Source organism: Paenarthrobacter ilicis (assembly GCF_016907545.1).
Taxonomy (GTDB): Bacteria; Actinomycetota; Actinomycetes; order Actinomycetales; family Micrococcaceae; genus Arthrobacter; species Arthrobacter ilicis.
Genome location: NZ_JAFBCD010000001.1, coordinates 784,822 through 799,322, shown reverse-complemented (window position 1 = coordinate 799,322; position 14,501 = coordinate 784,822). Strand labels below are relative to the sequence as shown.

16 protein-coding genes are annotated in these 14,501 nt (G+C 63.5%); 6 read left to right on the top strand and 10 right to left on the bottom strand.

What is annotated here, in order from left to right:
* Positions 1 to 40 precede the first annotated feature (40 nt).
* From cysS to JOE60_RS03755, 5 genes are all read right to left on the bottom strand, one after another.
* On the bottom strand, positions 41 to 1,510 hold the full coding sequence (gene cysS / locus JOE60_RS03775) for a cysteine--tRNA ligase (protein ID WP_167264990.1): 1,470 nt from the start codon (positions 1,508 to 1,510) through the stop codon (positions 41 to 43).
* Positions 1,511 to 1,545: 35 nt separating this feature from the next.
* The gene (locus tag JOE60_RS03770; RefSeq protein WP_167264991.1) at positions 1,546 to 1,902 is read right to left on the bottom strand and encodes a hypothetical protein; all 357 of its coding nucleotides are present in this window, start codon (positions 1,900 to 1,902) and stop codon (positions 1,546 to 1,548) included.
* Positions 1,895 to 2,440, bottom strand: coding sequence for a 2-C-methyl-D-erythritol 2,4-cyclodiphosphate synthase (gene ispF / locus JOE60_RS03765; protein ID WP_167264992.1), 546 nt, complete (start codon positions 2,438 to 2,440; stop codon positions 1,895 to 1,897). Before ispF ends, JOE60_RS03770 begins: the two co-directional genes overlap by 8 nt.
* On the bottom strand, positions 2,437 to 3,219 hold the full coding sequence (gene ispD, locus JOE60_RS03760; protein WP_167264993.1) for a 2-C-methyl-D-erythritol 4-phosphate cytidylyltransferase: 783 nt from the start codon (positions 3,217 to 3,219) through the stop codon (positions 2,437 to 2,439). The genes ispF and ispD overlap by 4 nt, the downstream gene beginning before the upstream one ends.
* A gap of 76 nt (positions 3,220 to 3,295) precedes the next feature.
* Positions 3,296 to 3,778: a CarD family transcriptional regulator gene (locus JOE60_RS03755; RefSeq protein WP_011690592.1), complete on the bottom strand. Its 483-nt coding sequence runs from the start codon at positions 3,776 to 3,778 to the stop codon at positions 3,296 to 3,298.
* Positions 3,779 to 4,071: 293 nt separating this feature from the next.
* Between JOE60_RS03755 and JOE60_RS03750 the strand changes: the two genes are divergently transcribed.
* Positions 4,072 to 4,659 carry a hypothetical protein gene (locus JOE60_RS03750; protein ID WP_167265678.1) on the top strand — a complete coding sequence of 196 codons (588 nt, stop codon included), beginning with the start codon at positions 4,072 to 4,074 and terminating at the stop codon, positions 4,657 to 4,659.
* 136 nt (positions 4,660 to 4,795) lie between these two features.
* Here the strand turns inward: JOE60_RS03750 and JOE60_RS03745 are convergent, their stop codons facing one another.
* Positions 4,796 to 5,476 (bottom strand): response regulator transcription factor, encoded by a 681-nt coding sequence (locus JOE60_RS03745; protein WP_167264994.1) that lies wholly within the window; start codon positions 5,474 to 5,476, stop codon positions 4,796 to 4,798.
* The gene (locus tag JOE60_RS03740) at positions 5,473 to 6,699 is read right to left on the bottom strand and encodes a sensor histidine kinase (RefSeq protein ID WP_167265680.1); all 1,227 of its coding nucleotides are present in this window, start codon (positions 6,697 to 6,699) and stop codon (positions 5,473 to 5,475) included. Before JOE60_RS03740 ends, JOE60_RS03745 begins: the two co-directional genes overlap by 4 nt.
* Positions 6,700 to 6,899: 200 nt before the next feature.
* On the opposite strand from JOE60_RS03740, the gene phoU reads away from it, so the two are divergent.
* Positions 6,900 to 7,553 (top strand): phosphate signaling complex protein PhoU, encoded by a 654-nt coding sequence (phoU, locus tag JOE60_RS03735; RefSeq protein WP_167264995.1) that lies wholly within the window; start codon positions 6,900 to 6,902, stop codon positions 7,551 to 7,553.
* 79 nt (positions 7,554 to 7,632) lie between these two features.
* Here the strand turns inward: phoU and JOE60_RS03730 are convergent, their stop codons facing one another.
* Entirely contained in the window at positions 7,633 to 8,379 is a 747-nt protein-coding gene (locus JOE60_RS03730) for a phosphoglyceromutase (RefSeq protein WP_167264996.1), read from the bottom strand.
* Positions 8,380 to 8,635: 256 nt separating this feature from the next.
* Between JOE60_RS03730 and JOE60_RS03725 the strand changes: the two genes are divergently transcribed.
* On the top strand, positions 8,636 to 9,457 hold the full coding sequence (locus tag JOE60_RS03725; RefSeq protein WP_204814825.1) for a class I SAM-dependent methyltransferase: 822 nt from the start codon (positions 8,636 to 8,638) through the stop codon (positions 9,455 to 9,457).
* A 49-nt stretch (positions 9,458 to 9,506) separates the two neighbouring features.
* On the opposite strand, the gene JOE60_RS03720 is transcribed toward JOE60_RS03725, so the two are convergent.
* Entirely contained in the window at positions 9,507 to 9,848 is a 342-nt protein-coding gene (locus tag JOE60_RS03720; protein ID WP_167264997.1) for a DUF2516 family protein, read from the bottom strand.
* Positions 9,849 to 9,858: 10 nt separating this feature from the next.
* Entirely contained in the window at positions 9,859 to 11,043 is a 1,185-nt protein-coding gene (locus JOE60_RS03715) for a trans-sulfuration enzyme family protein (RefSeq protein ID WP_167264998.1), read from the bottom strand.
* 82 nt (positions 11,044 to 11,125) lie between these two features.
* Between JOE60_RS03715 and tmk the strand changes: the two genes are divergently transcribed.
* The 3 genes from tmk to JOE60_RS03700 are packed head-to-tail and all read left to right on the top strand — an operon-like array spanning position 11,126 to position 14,486.
* Positions 11,126 to 11,788 (top strand): dTMP kinase, encoded by a 663-nt coding sequence (gene tmk / locus JOE60_RS03710; protein ID WP_167264999.1) that lies wholly within the window; start codon positions 11,126 to 11,128, stop codon positions 11,786 to 11,788.
* Positions 11,785 to 12,948: a DNA polymerase III subunit delta' gene (locus JOE60_RS03705; protein ID WP_167265000.1), complete on the top strand. Its 1,164-nt coding sequence runs from the start codon at positions 11,785 to 11,787 to the stop codon at positions 12,946 to 12,948. The genes tmk and JOE60_RS03705 overlap by 4 nt, the downstream gene beginning before the upstream one ends.
* A complete protein-coding gene (locus JOE60_RS03700) occupies positions 12,945 to 14,486 on the top strand; it encodes an alpha/beta hydrolase (RefSeq protein WP_167265001.1) in 1,542 nt (513 codons plus the stop codon). The genes JOE60_RS03705 and JOE60_RS03700 overlap by 4 nt, the downstream gene beginning before the upstream one ends.
* The last annotated feature ends 15 nt before the right edge of the window (positions 14,487 to 14,501 follow it).

Here is a 14,501-nt window from a genome sequence, read left to right as displayed (position 1 = left end):
GTCTACTGAACCCATGCAATTCGGCCGCAGCGCCATTTTGTCAGTCGCGTTTGAGGCTCCACGTGGCACCGTCCGCACCATCTTCGACCACGACGCCGGCTGCAGCCAGCGTGTCCCGGATGGCGTCCGAGGCCGCCCAGTCCTTGGCGGCCCTGGCTGCGGCACGCGCTTGAAGTTGGGCTTCAACCAGGACCTGGAGGGCGGAGTCTTCATGGCCCTGCGCGGAACCGGGTTGAGTGACGGCGTCCAGGCCCAAAACATTGGTCATGGCCAGCACGCTGTAGAGGGCTGATTTTGCGGTGTCCACATCCCCGGACGCAAGCGCCGTGTTTCCGGCGCGGACCGTTTCGTGGAGGACTCCCAAGGCCTGGGGAATATTCAGATCATCATCCATGGCGGCAATGAATGCCTCTGGCATGTGGGCCTGGGGCGCCATGGCGAACTGCTGCGGTCCGCCCATAGTGTGCTTGACCTTTGCTGTGGCCTTGGAGATGAAGCCATCGATGCGTTCCACCGCCGCGGCGGCCTCCTGCAGCGACGTGGGACGGTAGTCCAGGACGGAGCGGTAGTGTGCTTGGCCCAGGTAATAACGGACCACGCGCGGCGGGGCGAGCTCCAGCATCTCTGCAGGGCTGACCGTGTTGCCGATGGATTTGGACATTTTCTCACCGGCGTAGGTGACCATGCCGTTGTGCATCCAGAAGTTTGCGAACCCGTCCCCCGCAGCCTGCGACTGGGCCATTTCGTTTTCGTGGTGCGGGAAGCGGAGGTCCAATCCCCCACCGTGGATATCAAAACGTTGGCCCAGGTATTTGGTGACCATCGCGGAGCATTCGAGGTGCCATCCGGGTCGGCCCGCACCCCACGGCGAGTCCCATTTTGCGGTGACGGGCTCACCGTCTTTGAAACCCTTCCACAACGCGAAGTCCCTCGGGTCGCGTTTGCCGCGCGGGTCGGCGTCCGGCGCTCCCTGCATGTCGTCAATATTTTGCCGCGTCAGCGAGCCGTACTTGGTCCAGGAACGGACATCGAAGTAGACGTCGCCGGAGTCATCCAAGGCGGGGTAGGCATGTCCGCGGTCGATGAGGCGCTGGATGAGCGCGTGCATTTCCGGGATGTGGCCGGTGGCGCGGGGCTCGTACGTGGGCCGTTGGACGCCCAGGGAATCGTAGGCCTTCTGGAATTCCTGCTCGTAGCGGTAGGCCAGGGCCCACCACTCTTCGTTTTCGCGCCCCGAGGGTTCGGAAGCCCAGTCCGGGCCGAACGACTGCGCGGATTTTGTGAGGATCTTGTCATCAATATCCGTGACGTTGCGGACCACTGTGACCCGGTGTCCGCGGAACTCCAGCCAGCGCGTCAACTGGTCGAAGGCAATGGCTGAGCGGACGTGGCCCACGTGGGGCATGCCCTGCACGGTGGCCCCGCAGTAGTACACGCTGGCCTTGCCGTCTTCGAGGGGAACGAAGTCGCGGACTTCGGCGGAGGCGGTGTCATAAAAGCGCAGGGTCACCGCTCCAGATTAGCCGATGACGCGCGGGGACCTGCCTACTTGCAGTATTCGCCGATCTTGTTGAACTGCACTTTGAGCTTTTCCTGCTGTTGCTGCGTCGCGGCACCCAGCGATGAACCGGCGGCAGAGTCCATGATGGCGGCCATTTCCTTGATGGGACCGCTGATCTCCGGCGCCAGCTTGTCCGCGATCTCGTGATAATGGGCGGCGATCTGCTTGGACTGTTGCTGCTGGTTGCCGTCAGGCTTGAACGTATCGCCGTTCAGGAAATCGCAGCTGGCTTTGACATCCATGGTGGTGGCGCCCGCGCACCCGCCCATCAGGAGCACAGTTGCCAAGGCTGCGGCCAGCGATGTGATGGAACGCCCGACGCCGGATGGCCGCTTAAGCATGCGGCGCCCCTTTTGCGGGACCCGGGTGGCCCGCGGCTGCCACCGGGTACACCAGGGCTGTGGCCACTGCGGAGATTCCCTCGCCGCGGCCGGTAAAGCCCAGGCCATCGCTGGTGGTGGCCGTGACACTGACCGGCGCATTCGCAGCCTCGCTCAGGACACGCTGGGATTCCTCGCGGCGGGGGCCGAACTTGGGGCGATTGGCCACGAACTGGACGGCAACGTTCCCGATTTCGAATCCTGCGGCGCGCACAATCCGGGCAGCCTCGCCCAGGAGCATCGCGCCGGAAGCACCGGCAAACTCAGGGCGGTCTGTCCCGAAGTGTGTTCCCAAGTCACCTATGCCGCACGCGGAAAACAGGGCATCGGCTGCCGCATGGGCAACGCAATCGCCGTCGGAATGACCGGACAGGCCCTGCTCGCCTTCCCAGTGGAGCCCCCCAAGCCACAGCGGCTGGGGATCATCTGCGGGGGCGAAAGCATGGACGTCAATGCCCACACCGGTCCTGGGCAGCATCATGTTCTCCGGCATGGTCATCCTTCCACCCAGCGCATGCCAAGGGGCCCTTCGAGGAGGCCTTCTGCGATGATCAGGTCCAGGGGTGTGGTGATTTTCAGCGATTGGCTGGCGCCACGGACCGCATGGACCGGAGAACCCAGCAGTTCAACCAGCATGGCGTCGTCCGTGACGGCGGCTGACTGCTTGTGATCGAAGGTACCGGCGGCCTGGTGGGCCCGGCGGAGGGTGTCCAGTTCAAAGCCCTGCGGCGTCTGGACGGCCCGGAGTTGCTCACGCGGCGCGGTTCCGGTCACGACTTCCGGCGCGATGGAATCGTCACCGGCATCCGTTGCTGCAACGGTCTTGATGGTGTCCACTACAGGCATCACGGGAATGACGGCCTTGGCACCGGCGGCCAGGGCGTCGGACACCCGCTGGAACACGCGTTCAGGGGCCAGTGCCCTGGCAGCATCGTGCACCAGGACGAATTGCGTGCCGTCTTCCAAGGCTGCCAGTGCGGCACGGACCGAATCCGCGCGGGAGGAACCGCCGTCGACCACCGTGATTTCCGGTCCGCCGTCCACCAGGTCAACCGTGAACCCGGCTATCTGTTCGCGCAGGATCGTGTCCCCCTGGGGAACTGCAACGCAGATCTGGCGTGCGACATCGGACGCCACCACGCCGCGCAGGGCGTGCATGAGGATGGTTTCTCCGCCCAAGGGAACCTGGGCTTTCGGCATACCGTAGCCCAGGCGTTCACCTGAACCGGCGGCCACCACGATCACGGCCGTGACGGCGCGATTGGAAGGGTGAGTCATGGCCTCAAGGGTACTTCCCGGGCGCATTTAGGCAAAAAGAAACCCGGCGGCGCCTTCGCACCACCGGGCTCAATTCTTAGGAAGCCAAGACCTCGTCAAGAACGCTTGCAGCCTTCTCTTCATCCGTCTTTTCGGCCAAAGCCAGTTCTGAAATCAGAATCTGCCGTGCCTTGGCCAGCATCCGCTTCTCACCTGCGGAAAGGCCGCGATCGTGATCACGACGCCAAAGATCGCGAACGACCTCTGCCACCTTGATGACATCACCTGAAGCAAGCTTCTCCAGGTTCGCCTTGTAACGACGTGACCAGTTGGTGGGTTCTTCGGTGAACTCGGCACGGAGAACGTCAAAAACGTGCTCCAAGCCTTCCTTGCCCACTACGTCCCGAACACCAACAAGATCAACATTCTCTGCTGGAACTTCAATGGTCAGATCACCCTGGGCCACCTTGAGCTTGAGATACATTTTCTCTTCGCCCTTGATGGTGCGCATCTTGATTTCTTCAATTTTTGCTGCACCGTGGTGAGGGTAAACTACTGTCTCGCCGACCTCAAAAACCATGTGGACTTTCCCCTTTCCCGCACACTAGTCTATCACGTTTAAGGCATACGACTGCCATCCCACAGGGCTCTGACCCGCGCCAATACTGGGAAGCAAGCCCCAACGGGGTTCGTCCAAGCTCTTGACGTAATCCACTTAAGATGCATCCCGGCCATCGCGAGCAGGCTGAAGGTCCGCAGTTGGCTGCGCCACAAACCCCCGCCGAATCCGTCTTTTGAGGTGTTTGCCGATAGGCTATGGCTGAAAAGTGTTCCAATGACTCTTGAGGAGTAGGTGTCGTGCGCAATACTGCGATGAACCCTGTCCAGCGCGGCAAGCTGGCAATTGCGGCGGCTGCAATCGGCGTCGGTCTTCTGTCCGTCACCGGCTGCGGATTCGTCAACGCCCAGCAGACCACCCACCAGTACTCTGCATCTGACGGGATCAAAGCTGATCTCGGACAACTGCAGCTGCGCAACATGCTCATTGTCGCCTCGGGCGAAAAAGAGTCCGGCCGCGTTATCGGTGCGGTCTTCAACCAGTCCACCTCGGACGCCACGCTGACCATCAGCGGTGCGAACGGCGCTCAGACCGAGATCCCCGTCAAGGCGCAATCAGAGACGTACCTGAACGGGCAGTCCGACGCTGCGATCCTCAGCTCGGCCGGCGCCGCTCCCGGTGGACTGGCCTCCGTGACCGTCCGCAGTGGATCCGACTCCGCCCAGATCAACGTCCCCGTGGTGGATGGCACCCTGCCGGAGTACAAGCAGTACATCCCCACCGGCTCGGCCACCCCCACACCGTCGGGCTCGGCCATGCCGTCGGAGTCCGCAATGCCGTCGGGTTCGGCAACGCCCACCGGCTCCGCCACGCCGTCGGAGTCCGCAGGGGCAGCCAAGTAGCATCAGGCGCCGGTGATTCCGGCCCGCAAGACATTAAGGGAGGGTCCCGGCCGCTGGGTTCAGCGGCCGGGACCCTCCCTTAATGTCTTGAGTGTTTGCCTTAAGGCGTTTGCCTTAAGGGCACTGGGTCCGCGGGTTACGGCTCGAACTTATAACCCAAACCCCGCACCGTCACCAGGTAGCGCGGCAGGGACGGATCGGGCTCGATCTTGCTGCGGAGACGCTTCACGTGGACATCCAGTGTTTTGGTGTCGCCCACGTAGTCCGAACCCCACACACGGTCGATGAGCTGGCCGCGGGTCAGGACCCTGCCCGAGTTCCGGAGCAACATCTCCAGGAGCTCGAATTCCTTAAGCGGCAAGGACACCTGCTCCCCGTTGACGCTCACCACGTGCCGCTCAATGTCCATCCGTACCGGTCCGGCCTGGACGGTGGAGGTGATGAGTTCTTCCGGCTCGCCCTGCCGGCGGAGGACAGCCCTGACCCGGGCCACCAACTCGCGGGAAGAGTACGGCTTGGTGACATAGTCATCGGCGCCCAGTTCCAAGCCCACCACCTTGTCGATCTCAGAGTCCTTGGCCGTCAGCATGATGACGGGAACACTGGAGCGCTGGCGCAGCTGGCGGCACACCTCGGTGCCGGGCGTTCCGGGCAGCTGAAGGTCCAGCAGGACCAGGTCCGCGCCGTTCCTGTCGAACTCCACCAAAGCGTCGCTGCCGTTGTCCACAACCTCAACATCAAAGCCCTCCTTGCCCAGGAGATAGGACAGGGGGTCGCTGAAGGACTCTTCGTCCTCCACAATCAAAATCCGGGTCAAGCGCTGGCTCCTTGCTCTTGGGCGCCGGCGGCGCCCCCTTGTTTACTCTCAAAAGACTGTGTTGAACCGATCCCGGCGGCGGGCAGGACGGCGTCGTCCTCTTCCTGGCCTTCCAGTTCCGGCAGGTGGATAGTGAACGTGGATCCCTGGCCGGGCTGGGACCAGACGGTCACCTCGCCACCATGGTTGGACACAACGTGCTTAACAATGCTGAGGCCCAGGCCGGTGCCGCCGGTGTGCCGGGAGCGGGCAGCATCAACCCGGAAGAAACGCTCAAAGACGCGTTCCTGGTCCTCCGGAGTGAGTCCTTCGCCCTGGTCCGTCACGGAGATGGCAACAACGCCTTCCCTGGTCCTGACGCCCACGCCCACCCTGCTGTTCTCCGGCGAGTAGCGGATGGCGTTGTCGATCAGGTTGCGCAGTGCTGTGACCAGGAGGTCGCGGTCACCAAAGACCAACGACTCGGAATGACCGCCTACCACCATCTGGATATTCTTGCTTTCGGCCGGAAGCTGCGAGCGGTCCACGGCCTCGGTGATCACGGTGTTGATGTCCACCGCGTGGCCTTGCTGGGCCACGTTTGCGCCCTGCAGGCGGGACAACTCAATAATGTCCTGGACCAAGGCCGCCAACCGCCCCGATTCCTTGTGCATCCGCTTGGCGAAGCGCCGGACAGCTTCCTCATCATCCGGCGAGGCTTCCAGGGCCTCGGCCAGGAGTGAGATAGCGCCAACCGGCGTCTTCAACTCGTGGGACACGTTGGCCACAAAGTCGTTGCGGATCTCTTCAGTACGCGTGATTTCCGTGCGGTCATCGGCCAGCAGCACGATATATTCCGAGCCAAGCATGGCTGCCCGCACCTGCACCACAATGGTGCCCTTGCCCAGGGGACCCCGCGGGAGCTCGTATTGCTCCTCCAGGATGACGCCGTCACGGCGGACCTTGGTGGTCATGTCCAGGAGCTGCTTGTGGACCACGGTGTGGCCGCGGACCAGGCCGTACGCATAGGCGGCGGGGCTGGCCCTCACCACACCATTGATCGCATCCACCACAACAAAAGCACGCCCGACGACGGCCAGGACTTCCGCTGCGCCGTCCGGCAGCAACGGTTCAGCGACATCAAGATCAACGATGCCGCGTTGACGTTCGCTGATTTTGAAAGCGAGCATGCCAAAGACGCCAAGCGACAGGCCTACCAGGCCGGCTACGACACCTATGAGCAATGGATCCACGTGTCCAGCTTATGCTGTGGAAACACGGCCAGGCTGTGATCCGCGGCCAAACCCGGACGGTTCAACTAACGTTCACCTAAAGGAGCCGAACAGTTCATTGGGGCCTGACACAGTTACTGGTTGGATTGCCAATGTTTTTGAGATCCACCCCCATAACCGGGAACCGGGATCTCCAAGGAAAGGACGCCTTAGTGCGCAAGGTTTTTCAGGCGGAACTTACCCAGGTAGGTGACGACCTCATCGAGATGTCCAAACTGGTTCACGAAGCGATTACGAAGGCCACAACATCCTTCGAAGGCGCGGATGTGGATCTGGCCCAGGACGTCATTGCAGCAGATGCCCGGATCGACTTCCTGCAGAACAGCCTGGACGAGCGCGCCATCGACATCCTTGCGTTGCAGGGCCCGGTGGCCAGCGATCTCCGCATGATCGTTGGTTCTTTGCGCATGAGCGCCTCGCTGGAGCGCATGGGGGACCTGGCACGCCACGTGGCCCAGCTGGCCCGCCTGCGCTACCCGGCGCTGGTGATTCCCTCCGCGCTGACCCATACCTTCAAGGCCATGGCCGAGCACGATATTGAGATCACCTCCAAGGTCATTGAACTTTTGGAGACCCGCGATCTTGAAGTTGCCCGGGACATCCTGAAGATCAACATCGCCGTGGACGATCTCCACCTCAGCGTCTTCAAGGCCATCGCTTCCCCGGACTGGAACGAATCCGCGTCCACCACCGTGGATGTGGCCCTGGCCAGCCGCTACTTCGAGCGCTTCGCGGACCACGGCGTCTCGGTTGCCCGCAAGGTCACCTACCTGGTGACCGGCGAGTGGCAGCCGGAAGGCTTCTAGCCACACCGCGTTCACAACTACTGCAGCATTAACGACGACGACGGCCGGTCACCTCAGGTGACCGGCCGTCGTCGTTTGCCTATTTCTTACCCTGGTTGGCCACCGCGAGGATGGCCTGGGCTGCTGCCTCGGGGTCAAGGTAGGTGCCACCGGCGTTGACCGGCTTGAAGTCCTCATCCAGTTCGTACACCAGCGGGATGCCCGTGGGGATGTTCAGGCCGGCGATGGCGTCATCGCTGATGCCGTCCAGGTGCTTGACCAGGGCGCGGAGAGAGTTGCCGTGGGCCGTGACCAGGACTGTCTTGCCGGCCTTGAGGTCCTCCTTGATGTCCGATTCCCAGTAGGGAAGGAGGCGGACCAGGACGTCCTTGAGGCACTCGGTGCGCGGCAGGGCATCGCCCAGGTCTGCGTAACGGGGATCGTGCGCCTGGGAGAATTCGCTGTCATCGGACAGGGGCGGCGGCGGGGTGTCGTAGCTGCGGCGCCATTCCATGAACTGCTCTTCGCCGAACTCGGCGAGGGTCTGGGCCTTGTCCTTGCCCTGGAGCGCACCGTAGTGGCGCTCGTTGAGGCGCCAGTCCCGCTTGACCGGGATCCAGCCGCGGTTGGCTTTGTCCAGTGCCATGTTGGCGGTGTTGATGGCACGCTTCAGGAGCGAGGTGTAGAGGACATCGGGGAGGATGTTGTTCTCCACCAGGAGCTCACCGCCGCGTACTGCTTCCTTGCGGCCTTGATCGTTGAGGTCAACGTCCACCCAACCGGTGAACAGGTTCTTGGCGTTCCAGTCGCTGTGGCCGTGGCGCAGCAAAATCAGCTTGTAAGTCATGGTTTTCATCCTAGCCGAGCGGTTCGGTGCCCAGCCGTGCGTTACGTCCGTTGAGTGAGCCCGGGCCCGGTCCGTGCTGGGTGCACTCCGTGCTGGGCGTAATCCGCGCCCGTTCCCGCCCGGCGCATCGATTCGTCGCCACCTCCGCGCCCGTTCCCGCCCAGCGCATCGAGTGTCCGGGGCGCGGAAGGCGGCAAAGGGCGCGATGCCGTCTTGGCGATAAAGGCGATGCCGCCCAGACGATAAAGTGGGGGCCGTGGTGCAAAAAGCAGAGCGGGTGGGCTCCCCCCGGAGCCGAGGCGGGAAACCCATTGGCAACATCACCCGGGGAACCACCAACCCGAACCGCATGCGCCGCCTGGATCGTTGGCTGGCGGGTCCGCAGGCGTGGCGGCTGCGCACCGCCGTCGAGCCCCTGGTGGTGGATCTTGGCTACGGCGCCTCGCCAACCACCGCCGTCGAGCTTTTCGAACGGTTGCAGGCCGTGCGGCCGGACGTGCGCGTATGTGGAATCGAAATCGAACCCGAGCGGGTCTGCACCGCCAAAGCCTTGGAACGGCCGGGGTTGAGTTTCCACGTGGGCGGATTCGAACTTCCGGTGCCAGGCAACCCCGTGCTGGTCCGCGCCTTCAACGTGCTGCGCCAATATGAGGAAGCGGACGTTGGCGGCATCTGGAGCTTGGTGCAATCACGGCTGGCTCCCGGAGGCTTGTTCATTGACGGAACCTGCGACGAGATTGGCCGGCGGGTCACCTGGGTTGCCTTGGACCCGGACCGCCCTCTGAGCCTTAGCTTCTCCGTAAGGTTCGGCAGTTTCGAGTTGCCCTCCGAAGTAGCCGAACGCCTGCCCAAAGCACTGATCCACAGGAATGTGCCGGGCGAGCCGATCCACGCGTTCCTCCGGGCCATGGACAAAGCCTGGTTGGAGGCGGCACCGCTGGCGTCGTTCGGAAACCGGCAACGCTGGGCGGGTATGTGCCGTTCACTCCGCGACGCCGGGTGGCCGCTTCAGGACGGACCGGCGCGCTGGCGCCTGGGTGAGCTGACGGTGGCGTGGGACGCTGTTGCGCCCCTTTAGGGTGCTGTTTCCAGGGTGCTGTTTTGCCGGGGCGGTGATGGCTGCTGGGTTACCAGGGGCCGTACGGGCCGACATTGCGGTTTCCGCCACTGCCCGCTTCGCGCAGGGCCGGACGGACGTCTGCCAGGTAGACGCCGGCTGCGGTGACCGCAGCGATGCCGAACAGGCCGAGGCTGCTGCCGCCGGTGAGGACCGTCAGGCCACCGATCAGGAGAGCACCGCCGGTCAGGGCCAGCCAAAATGTCTTGGTCCGCTTTGATGCCGCCACAAACAGGGTGGGCTTATGGCGCAGGCAGTCGGCAAAGGCCCACAGTTCCAGGGCCAGGGCAATCAGGCCAAGGATGATATAGACCCCGCTGGTGACATAACCGATCAAGATTTTTCCGTCCACGTCCCCCAGCCTAACTGTCCAGAGCCGTCAACGCCTGCTGAAGGTCGGACCAAAGATCTTCCACGTTCTCAATTCCAACGCTCAACCTGACCAGATTCTCCGGAACGCTGTGCGGCTCGGCCGTGTGCCGGCGTCGGCGTTCAATCAGGGATTCAACACCGCCCAAGGATGTTGCCGGAAGCCAAAGGCGCAATGCGCGGACCACGTCGTCAGCAGCTTCGGCGCCGGTTCGGTGGTGGTCGCCGGCGATCTGGAGGCAAAGGATGGAGCCGAATCCCTGCATTTGCTCCCTGGCGCGCTGATGTCCCGGGTCCGTCTCCAAGCCCGGGTAGCGGATGGCTTCCACTCTGGGATGGCTGCGGAGACGGTCGGCCAAAACGGCCGCCGAAGCCTGCGAGCGCTCGATCCGCAACGCCAGCGTCCGGAGTCCACGGAGGGCCAGCCACGCCTCAAACGGTCCGGCAATGCCGCCATGGATGATCCTGTGATGCAGGAGTTTGGCGCGAAGCTCCGGGTTGGACGTCACCAGGGCGCCGAGGACCACGTCCGAGTGGCCCGCCAGGTATTTGGTCACCGAGTGGAGGACGACGTCGGAACCCAGTTTGAGCGGTTGCTGCACCAAGGGCGTGGAGAAGGTATTGTCCGTCACCACGATGGCGCCCACGGCGTGGGCGGCCTCCGTAAGCGCCCGGATGTCCGCGATGCCCAGCATGGGGTTGGTGGGACTTTCCAGCCACAACAGATCCGCGTTCCTGCCATTCCCGGGGCTGATGAGGGCTTTGACGGCGTCTGTGTCGCTGATGTCCACCGTGCGCAGTTCCAGAAAGCCTTTCTCTGCAAGTTCCGTGGCCATCATGAGGGACCCCGCGTAGCTGTGGGACGGCATCACCACCACTCCGTTGGCCGGAACCAGTGAGAGTGCCGAGCTGACTGCGGCAAGTCCGGACGCGTAGAGGAGGCCCGGCAGGGTGGCACCTTCCAGTGTGGCGAGTGCGTCCTCGAAGGGGTCCCAGGTGGGGTTGGCGTAGCGTCCGTAGCCTCGGTCGCCGTCGCTCAGTGACCCTGTGCCAAAGTATGTGGAGGACAGGACAATGGGCGGATTGACCGGCTCATCATGCGCACGCTCCGGCCTCCCCGCAGCAACCACAACGGTTTCCGGGGATAATTCGGCAGCGTGCTGGTCGGAGAGGCTCATGGTGCCAGCCTAGTAGCGGACATGCCTGTGGATGAAAGGGATGACGCGCCTTGATGTCAGCGAAGATCGGTAGGCTAGACGCGTGAGTATTCAGAGCCAAGGTCTTTTCATCGCCTTCGAAGGCGGCGACGGCGCGGGCAAGTCAACGCAGGCGGCAAGGCTCTCTGATGCGCTCCAGGCCCGCGGATTGTCCGTGTTGCGCACGCGCGAACCTGGCGGGACCCCCATCGGGGAGAAACTGCGCTCCCTGGTGCTGGATCACGGGCACGGGACCATTGACGCCCGCACTGAAGCCTTGATGTTTGCCGCAGCCCGGGCCGCCCATGCCAGCCAGGTCATTCGGCCGGCTCTCGCCCAAGGCACAGTGGTCATCACGGACCGCTACGTCGATTCGTCCGTGGCGTACCAGGGTGCCGGCCGGGGCTTGGGGACCAACGATGTCCTGTCCCTGAATGAATGGGCCACCGAGGGCCTGCATCCGCATCTGACCGTTCTGCTGGACGTTGACGCTGTTGCCGGCAGGCAGCGCCGGACTGCGGACGGTGCCGCAGAAGACCGGCTGGAGTCCGAGCCCGACACCTTCCACTCCGCTATTCGCCAGGCTTTCCTGGACCGGGCCGCCGCCACTCCATCCAGCTACCTGGTGCTGCAGGCCGAGGCTGGAATTGATGCACTCGCCCAGGAAATCCTGTCCCGGGTTGAATACCTGCTGGCACTCAAGACCCCCGCGGGCGACGCTCCGTGAGCGTCTGGGACGACCTCCAAGGACAGGCGCCGGTGGTCGCGCAACTCAAACAAGCCGCACAAGGCGAGTCGGGTCTGACCCATGCGTGGCTCTTTACAGGCCCTCCCGGTTCCGGGCGCTCCAACGCCGCAAAAGCCTTCGCAGCCGCTTTGAACTGTGAGCAGGACGACGTCACCCGGCGGGGTTGTGGCCAATGCGCCGCGTGCCACACGATTCTGGGCGAAACGCACTCCGACGTGACCTTTGTCCGGACGGAGAAGGTCACCATCACCATCGATGAAGCCCGGGAGTTGGTGTCCAAAGCAGGAGACCGTCCCGCCACAGGCCGCTGGCGGATCATCGTGGTGGAGGACGCGGACCGCATGGCCGAGCGAACCACCAACGTTCTGTTGAAAGCCATCGAGGAACCCACGCCGCGAACCATCTGGATGCTGTGCGCCCCCTCCCCCGCCGATGTCCTGGTGACCATCAGGTCCCGCTGCCGGGCTGTGAGCCTGCGGTTGCCGCCGGCGTCGGACGTCGCGGATCTTCTGGTGAGGCGCGACGGCGTCGATCGCCAACTCGCGGACCGGGCCGCCCGCGCGGCCCAAAGCCACATCGGCATTGCCCGCCGGCTGGCCCGCGACCCGGATGCCAGGGAGCGCCGGCTCGAAACCGTCCGCATTCCCCTGGGCCTCCGGGGGGTCACGGCTGCCGTGATGATGGCTGAGAAGCTGGTGAAAATTGCCACGGACGAAGCCAACAGCTCCAATGACGAACGCGATGCGGCGGAGAAAATCGCCTTGCTGGCAAGCCTGGGCGCCCCCGAGTCGGGCACCCTGCCGCCGTCCATGCGCAGCCAGGTGAAGCAGCTGGAAGATGACCAAAAGCGGCGGGCCAAGAGGTCCATCACGGATTCCCTGGACCGTACCCTGACTGATCTTCTGTCCTTCTACCGCGACGTCCTCATCATCCAGCTGGGGAACGCTGTGGAACTGGTCAACGTTGAGCTGACGAGCGAGCTGGAAGATTATGCAGGCCGTTCAACCCCCGAAAGCACGTTGGCCCGGATGGACGCCATCAACAAAGCACGTGTCCGCATCACCACCACCAACGTGGCACCACTGTTGGCGGTCGAGTCCATGGCCACGAGCCTCATCCAGCACCAGGAGAAACCATGAAGTCCGCACCCCGCCGGTTTGCAGCGCTGTGCGTCGCCCTTGTTTCCATGCTGGTCCTGAGCGCCTGCACCCTTCCTTTCATGCCGCCACCCACGGCAAAGCCGTCCACCAGCACCGTTGACCCGGCCATTGCAGCATCGGCTCCCGAGGGCCTGGAAAAGTACTACTCACAATCCGTGGAGTGGTCCTCCTGCCAGGACGGATTCCTGTGCGGCAAGGTCAAAGTTCCCTTGGATTACGGAAATCCCGCGGGCGGGGACATTGACCTTTCCGTGATCAAGCTCCCCAGCACCAACAACAAACAAGGCTCAGTCCTGGTCAATCCGGGTGGCCCCGGCGGCTCCGGCGTCGATTTCGTCAAAGATGCCGGCAAGAGCCTGATCACGGAGAAACTGCGGGCCAACTTTGACGTGGTGGGTTTTGACCCCCGGGGCGTGGGCCGATCCGCCCCGGTGACCTGCATGACCGACGCTGAACGCGATGCCGCACGGACCAAGACCTTCAGGAAGAACACCGACGACGGCCTTGCTGCTGCGTTTGCCTTCAACAAAACCCTGGCCGATCAATGCGCCCAGCAGACCGGCCCGGTCCTGGGCCACATCGACACCGTCAGTGCGGCCAAGGACCTCGACGTGCTGAGGGCCGTCATGAACGATGCCAAGCTCAACTACCTGGGCTTTTCCTACGGCACTTTCCTGGGCTCCACCTACGCATCGCTGTTCCCGGACAACGTGGGCCGCCTGGTCCTTGATGGCGCGGTTGACCCTTCCATCAGCAATGAGGAACTCACCGCAGGGCAGGCCAAGGCCTTCGAACGGGCCATCCGCACCTACGTGGCCAACTGCCAACAGCAAAACTCGTGCCCACTGAGCGGTTCCGTGGACAACGGCGTGCAGGAAATCCGGGACCTCATCAACGCCGTGGACCAGAATCCGCAGACTGCCAAGGACGGCCGGACGGTGACCAGCAACGACTTTGTGAACGGCCTCATCCTGCCCCTTTACAACGACCAAAGCTGGCCCGCCCTCACCCAAGCCTTGGAAGCCGCATTCTCCGGCGACGCGTCACCCATGATGCGGCTTGCCGACCTGGGTGCCGACCGCGAAGCAAACGGCAAGTACAGCTCCAACTCCGCACTGGCGTTCCAGGCAATCAACTGCCTGGACTACCCCATGGTGTGGGACGCCGCCGGCATGCGCGCCGAGGAACAGCAGCTCATGCAGGACTCCCCCACGTTCGGCTCTTTCTTTGCCTATGGAGGCGTCAACTGCAGGGACTGGCCGTACAAAAACACCCGCACTCCCGCGCCGGTGGAATACAAGGGCACGGCCCCCATTGTGGTGGTTGGCACCACCGGGGATCCCGCCACACCACTGGAATGGTCCCAGTCGCTGCGCAAGCAGCTGGGCAACGCCTCACTGGTCACGTGGGAAGGCGAGGGGCACACAGCGTACGGTCGCAGCAATACGTGCGTCAGCAACGCCGTCGACGACTACTTTGTTGACGGCAAGCTGCCGCAAGACGGCATCAAGTGCTGACCAGGCGCAACTGCC

Bases quoted from the DNA above. Each gene is read 5' to 3' on its own strand.
- JOE60_RS03730 (WP_167264996.1), bottom strand. From the start codon at position 8,379: ATGACTTACAAGCTGATTTTGCTGCGCCACGGCCACAGCGACTGGAAC.
- JOE60_RS03755 (WP_011690592.1), bottom strand. From the start codon at position 3,778: ATGGTTTTTGAGGTCGGCGAGACAGTAGTTTACCCTCACCACGGTGCA.
- ispD (WP_167264993.1), bottom strand. From the start codon at position 3,219: ATGACTCACCCTTCCAATCGCGCCGTCACGGCCGTGATCGTGGTGGCC.
- JOE60_RS03770 (WP_167264991.1), bottom strand. From the start codon at position 1,902: ATGCTTAAGCGGCCATCCGGCGTCGGGCGTTCCATCACATCGCTGGCC.
- ispF (WP_167264992.1), bottom strand. From the start codon at position 2,440: ATGACCATGCCGGAGAACATGATGCTGCCCAGGACCGGTGTGGGCATT.
- JOE60_RS03715 (WP_167264998.1), bottom strand. From the start codon at position 11,043: ATGAGCCTCTCCGACCAGCACGCTGCCGAATTATCCCCGGAAACCGTT.
- JOE60_RS03700 (WP_167265001.1), top strand. From the start codon at position 12,945: ATGAAGTCCGCACCCCGCCGGTTTGCAGCGCTGTGCGTCGCCCTTGTT.
- JOE60_RS03750 (WP_167265678.1), top strand. From the start codon at position 4,072: ATGAACCCTGTCCAGCGCGGCAAGCTGGCAATTGCGGCGGCTGCAATC.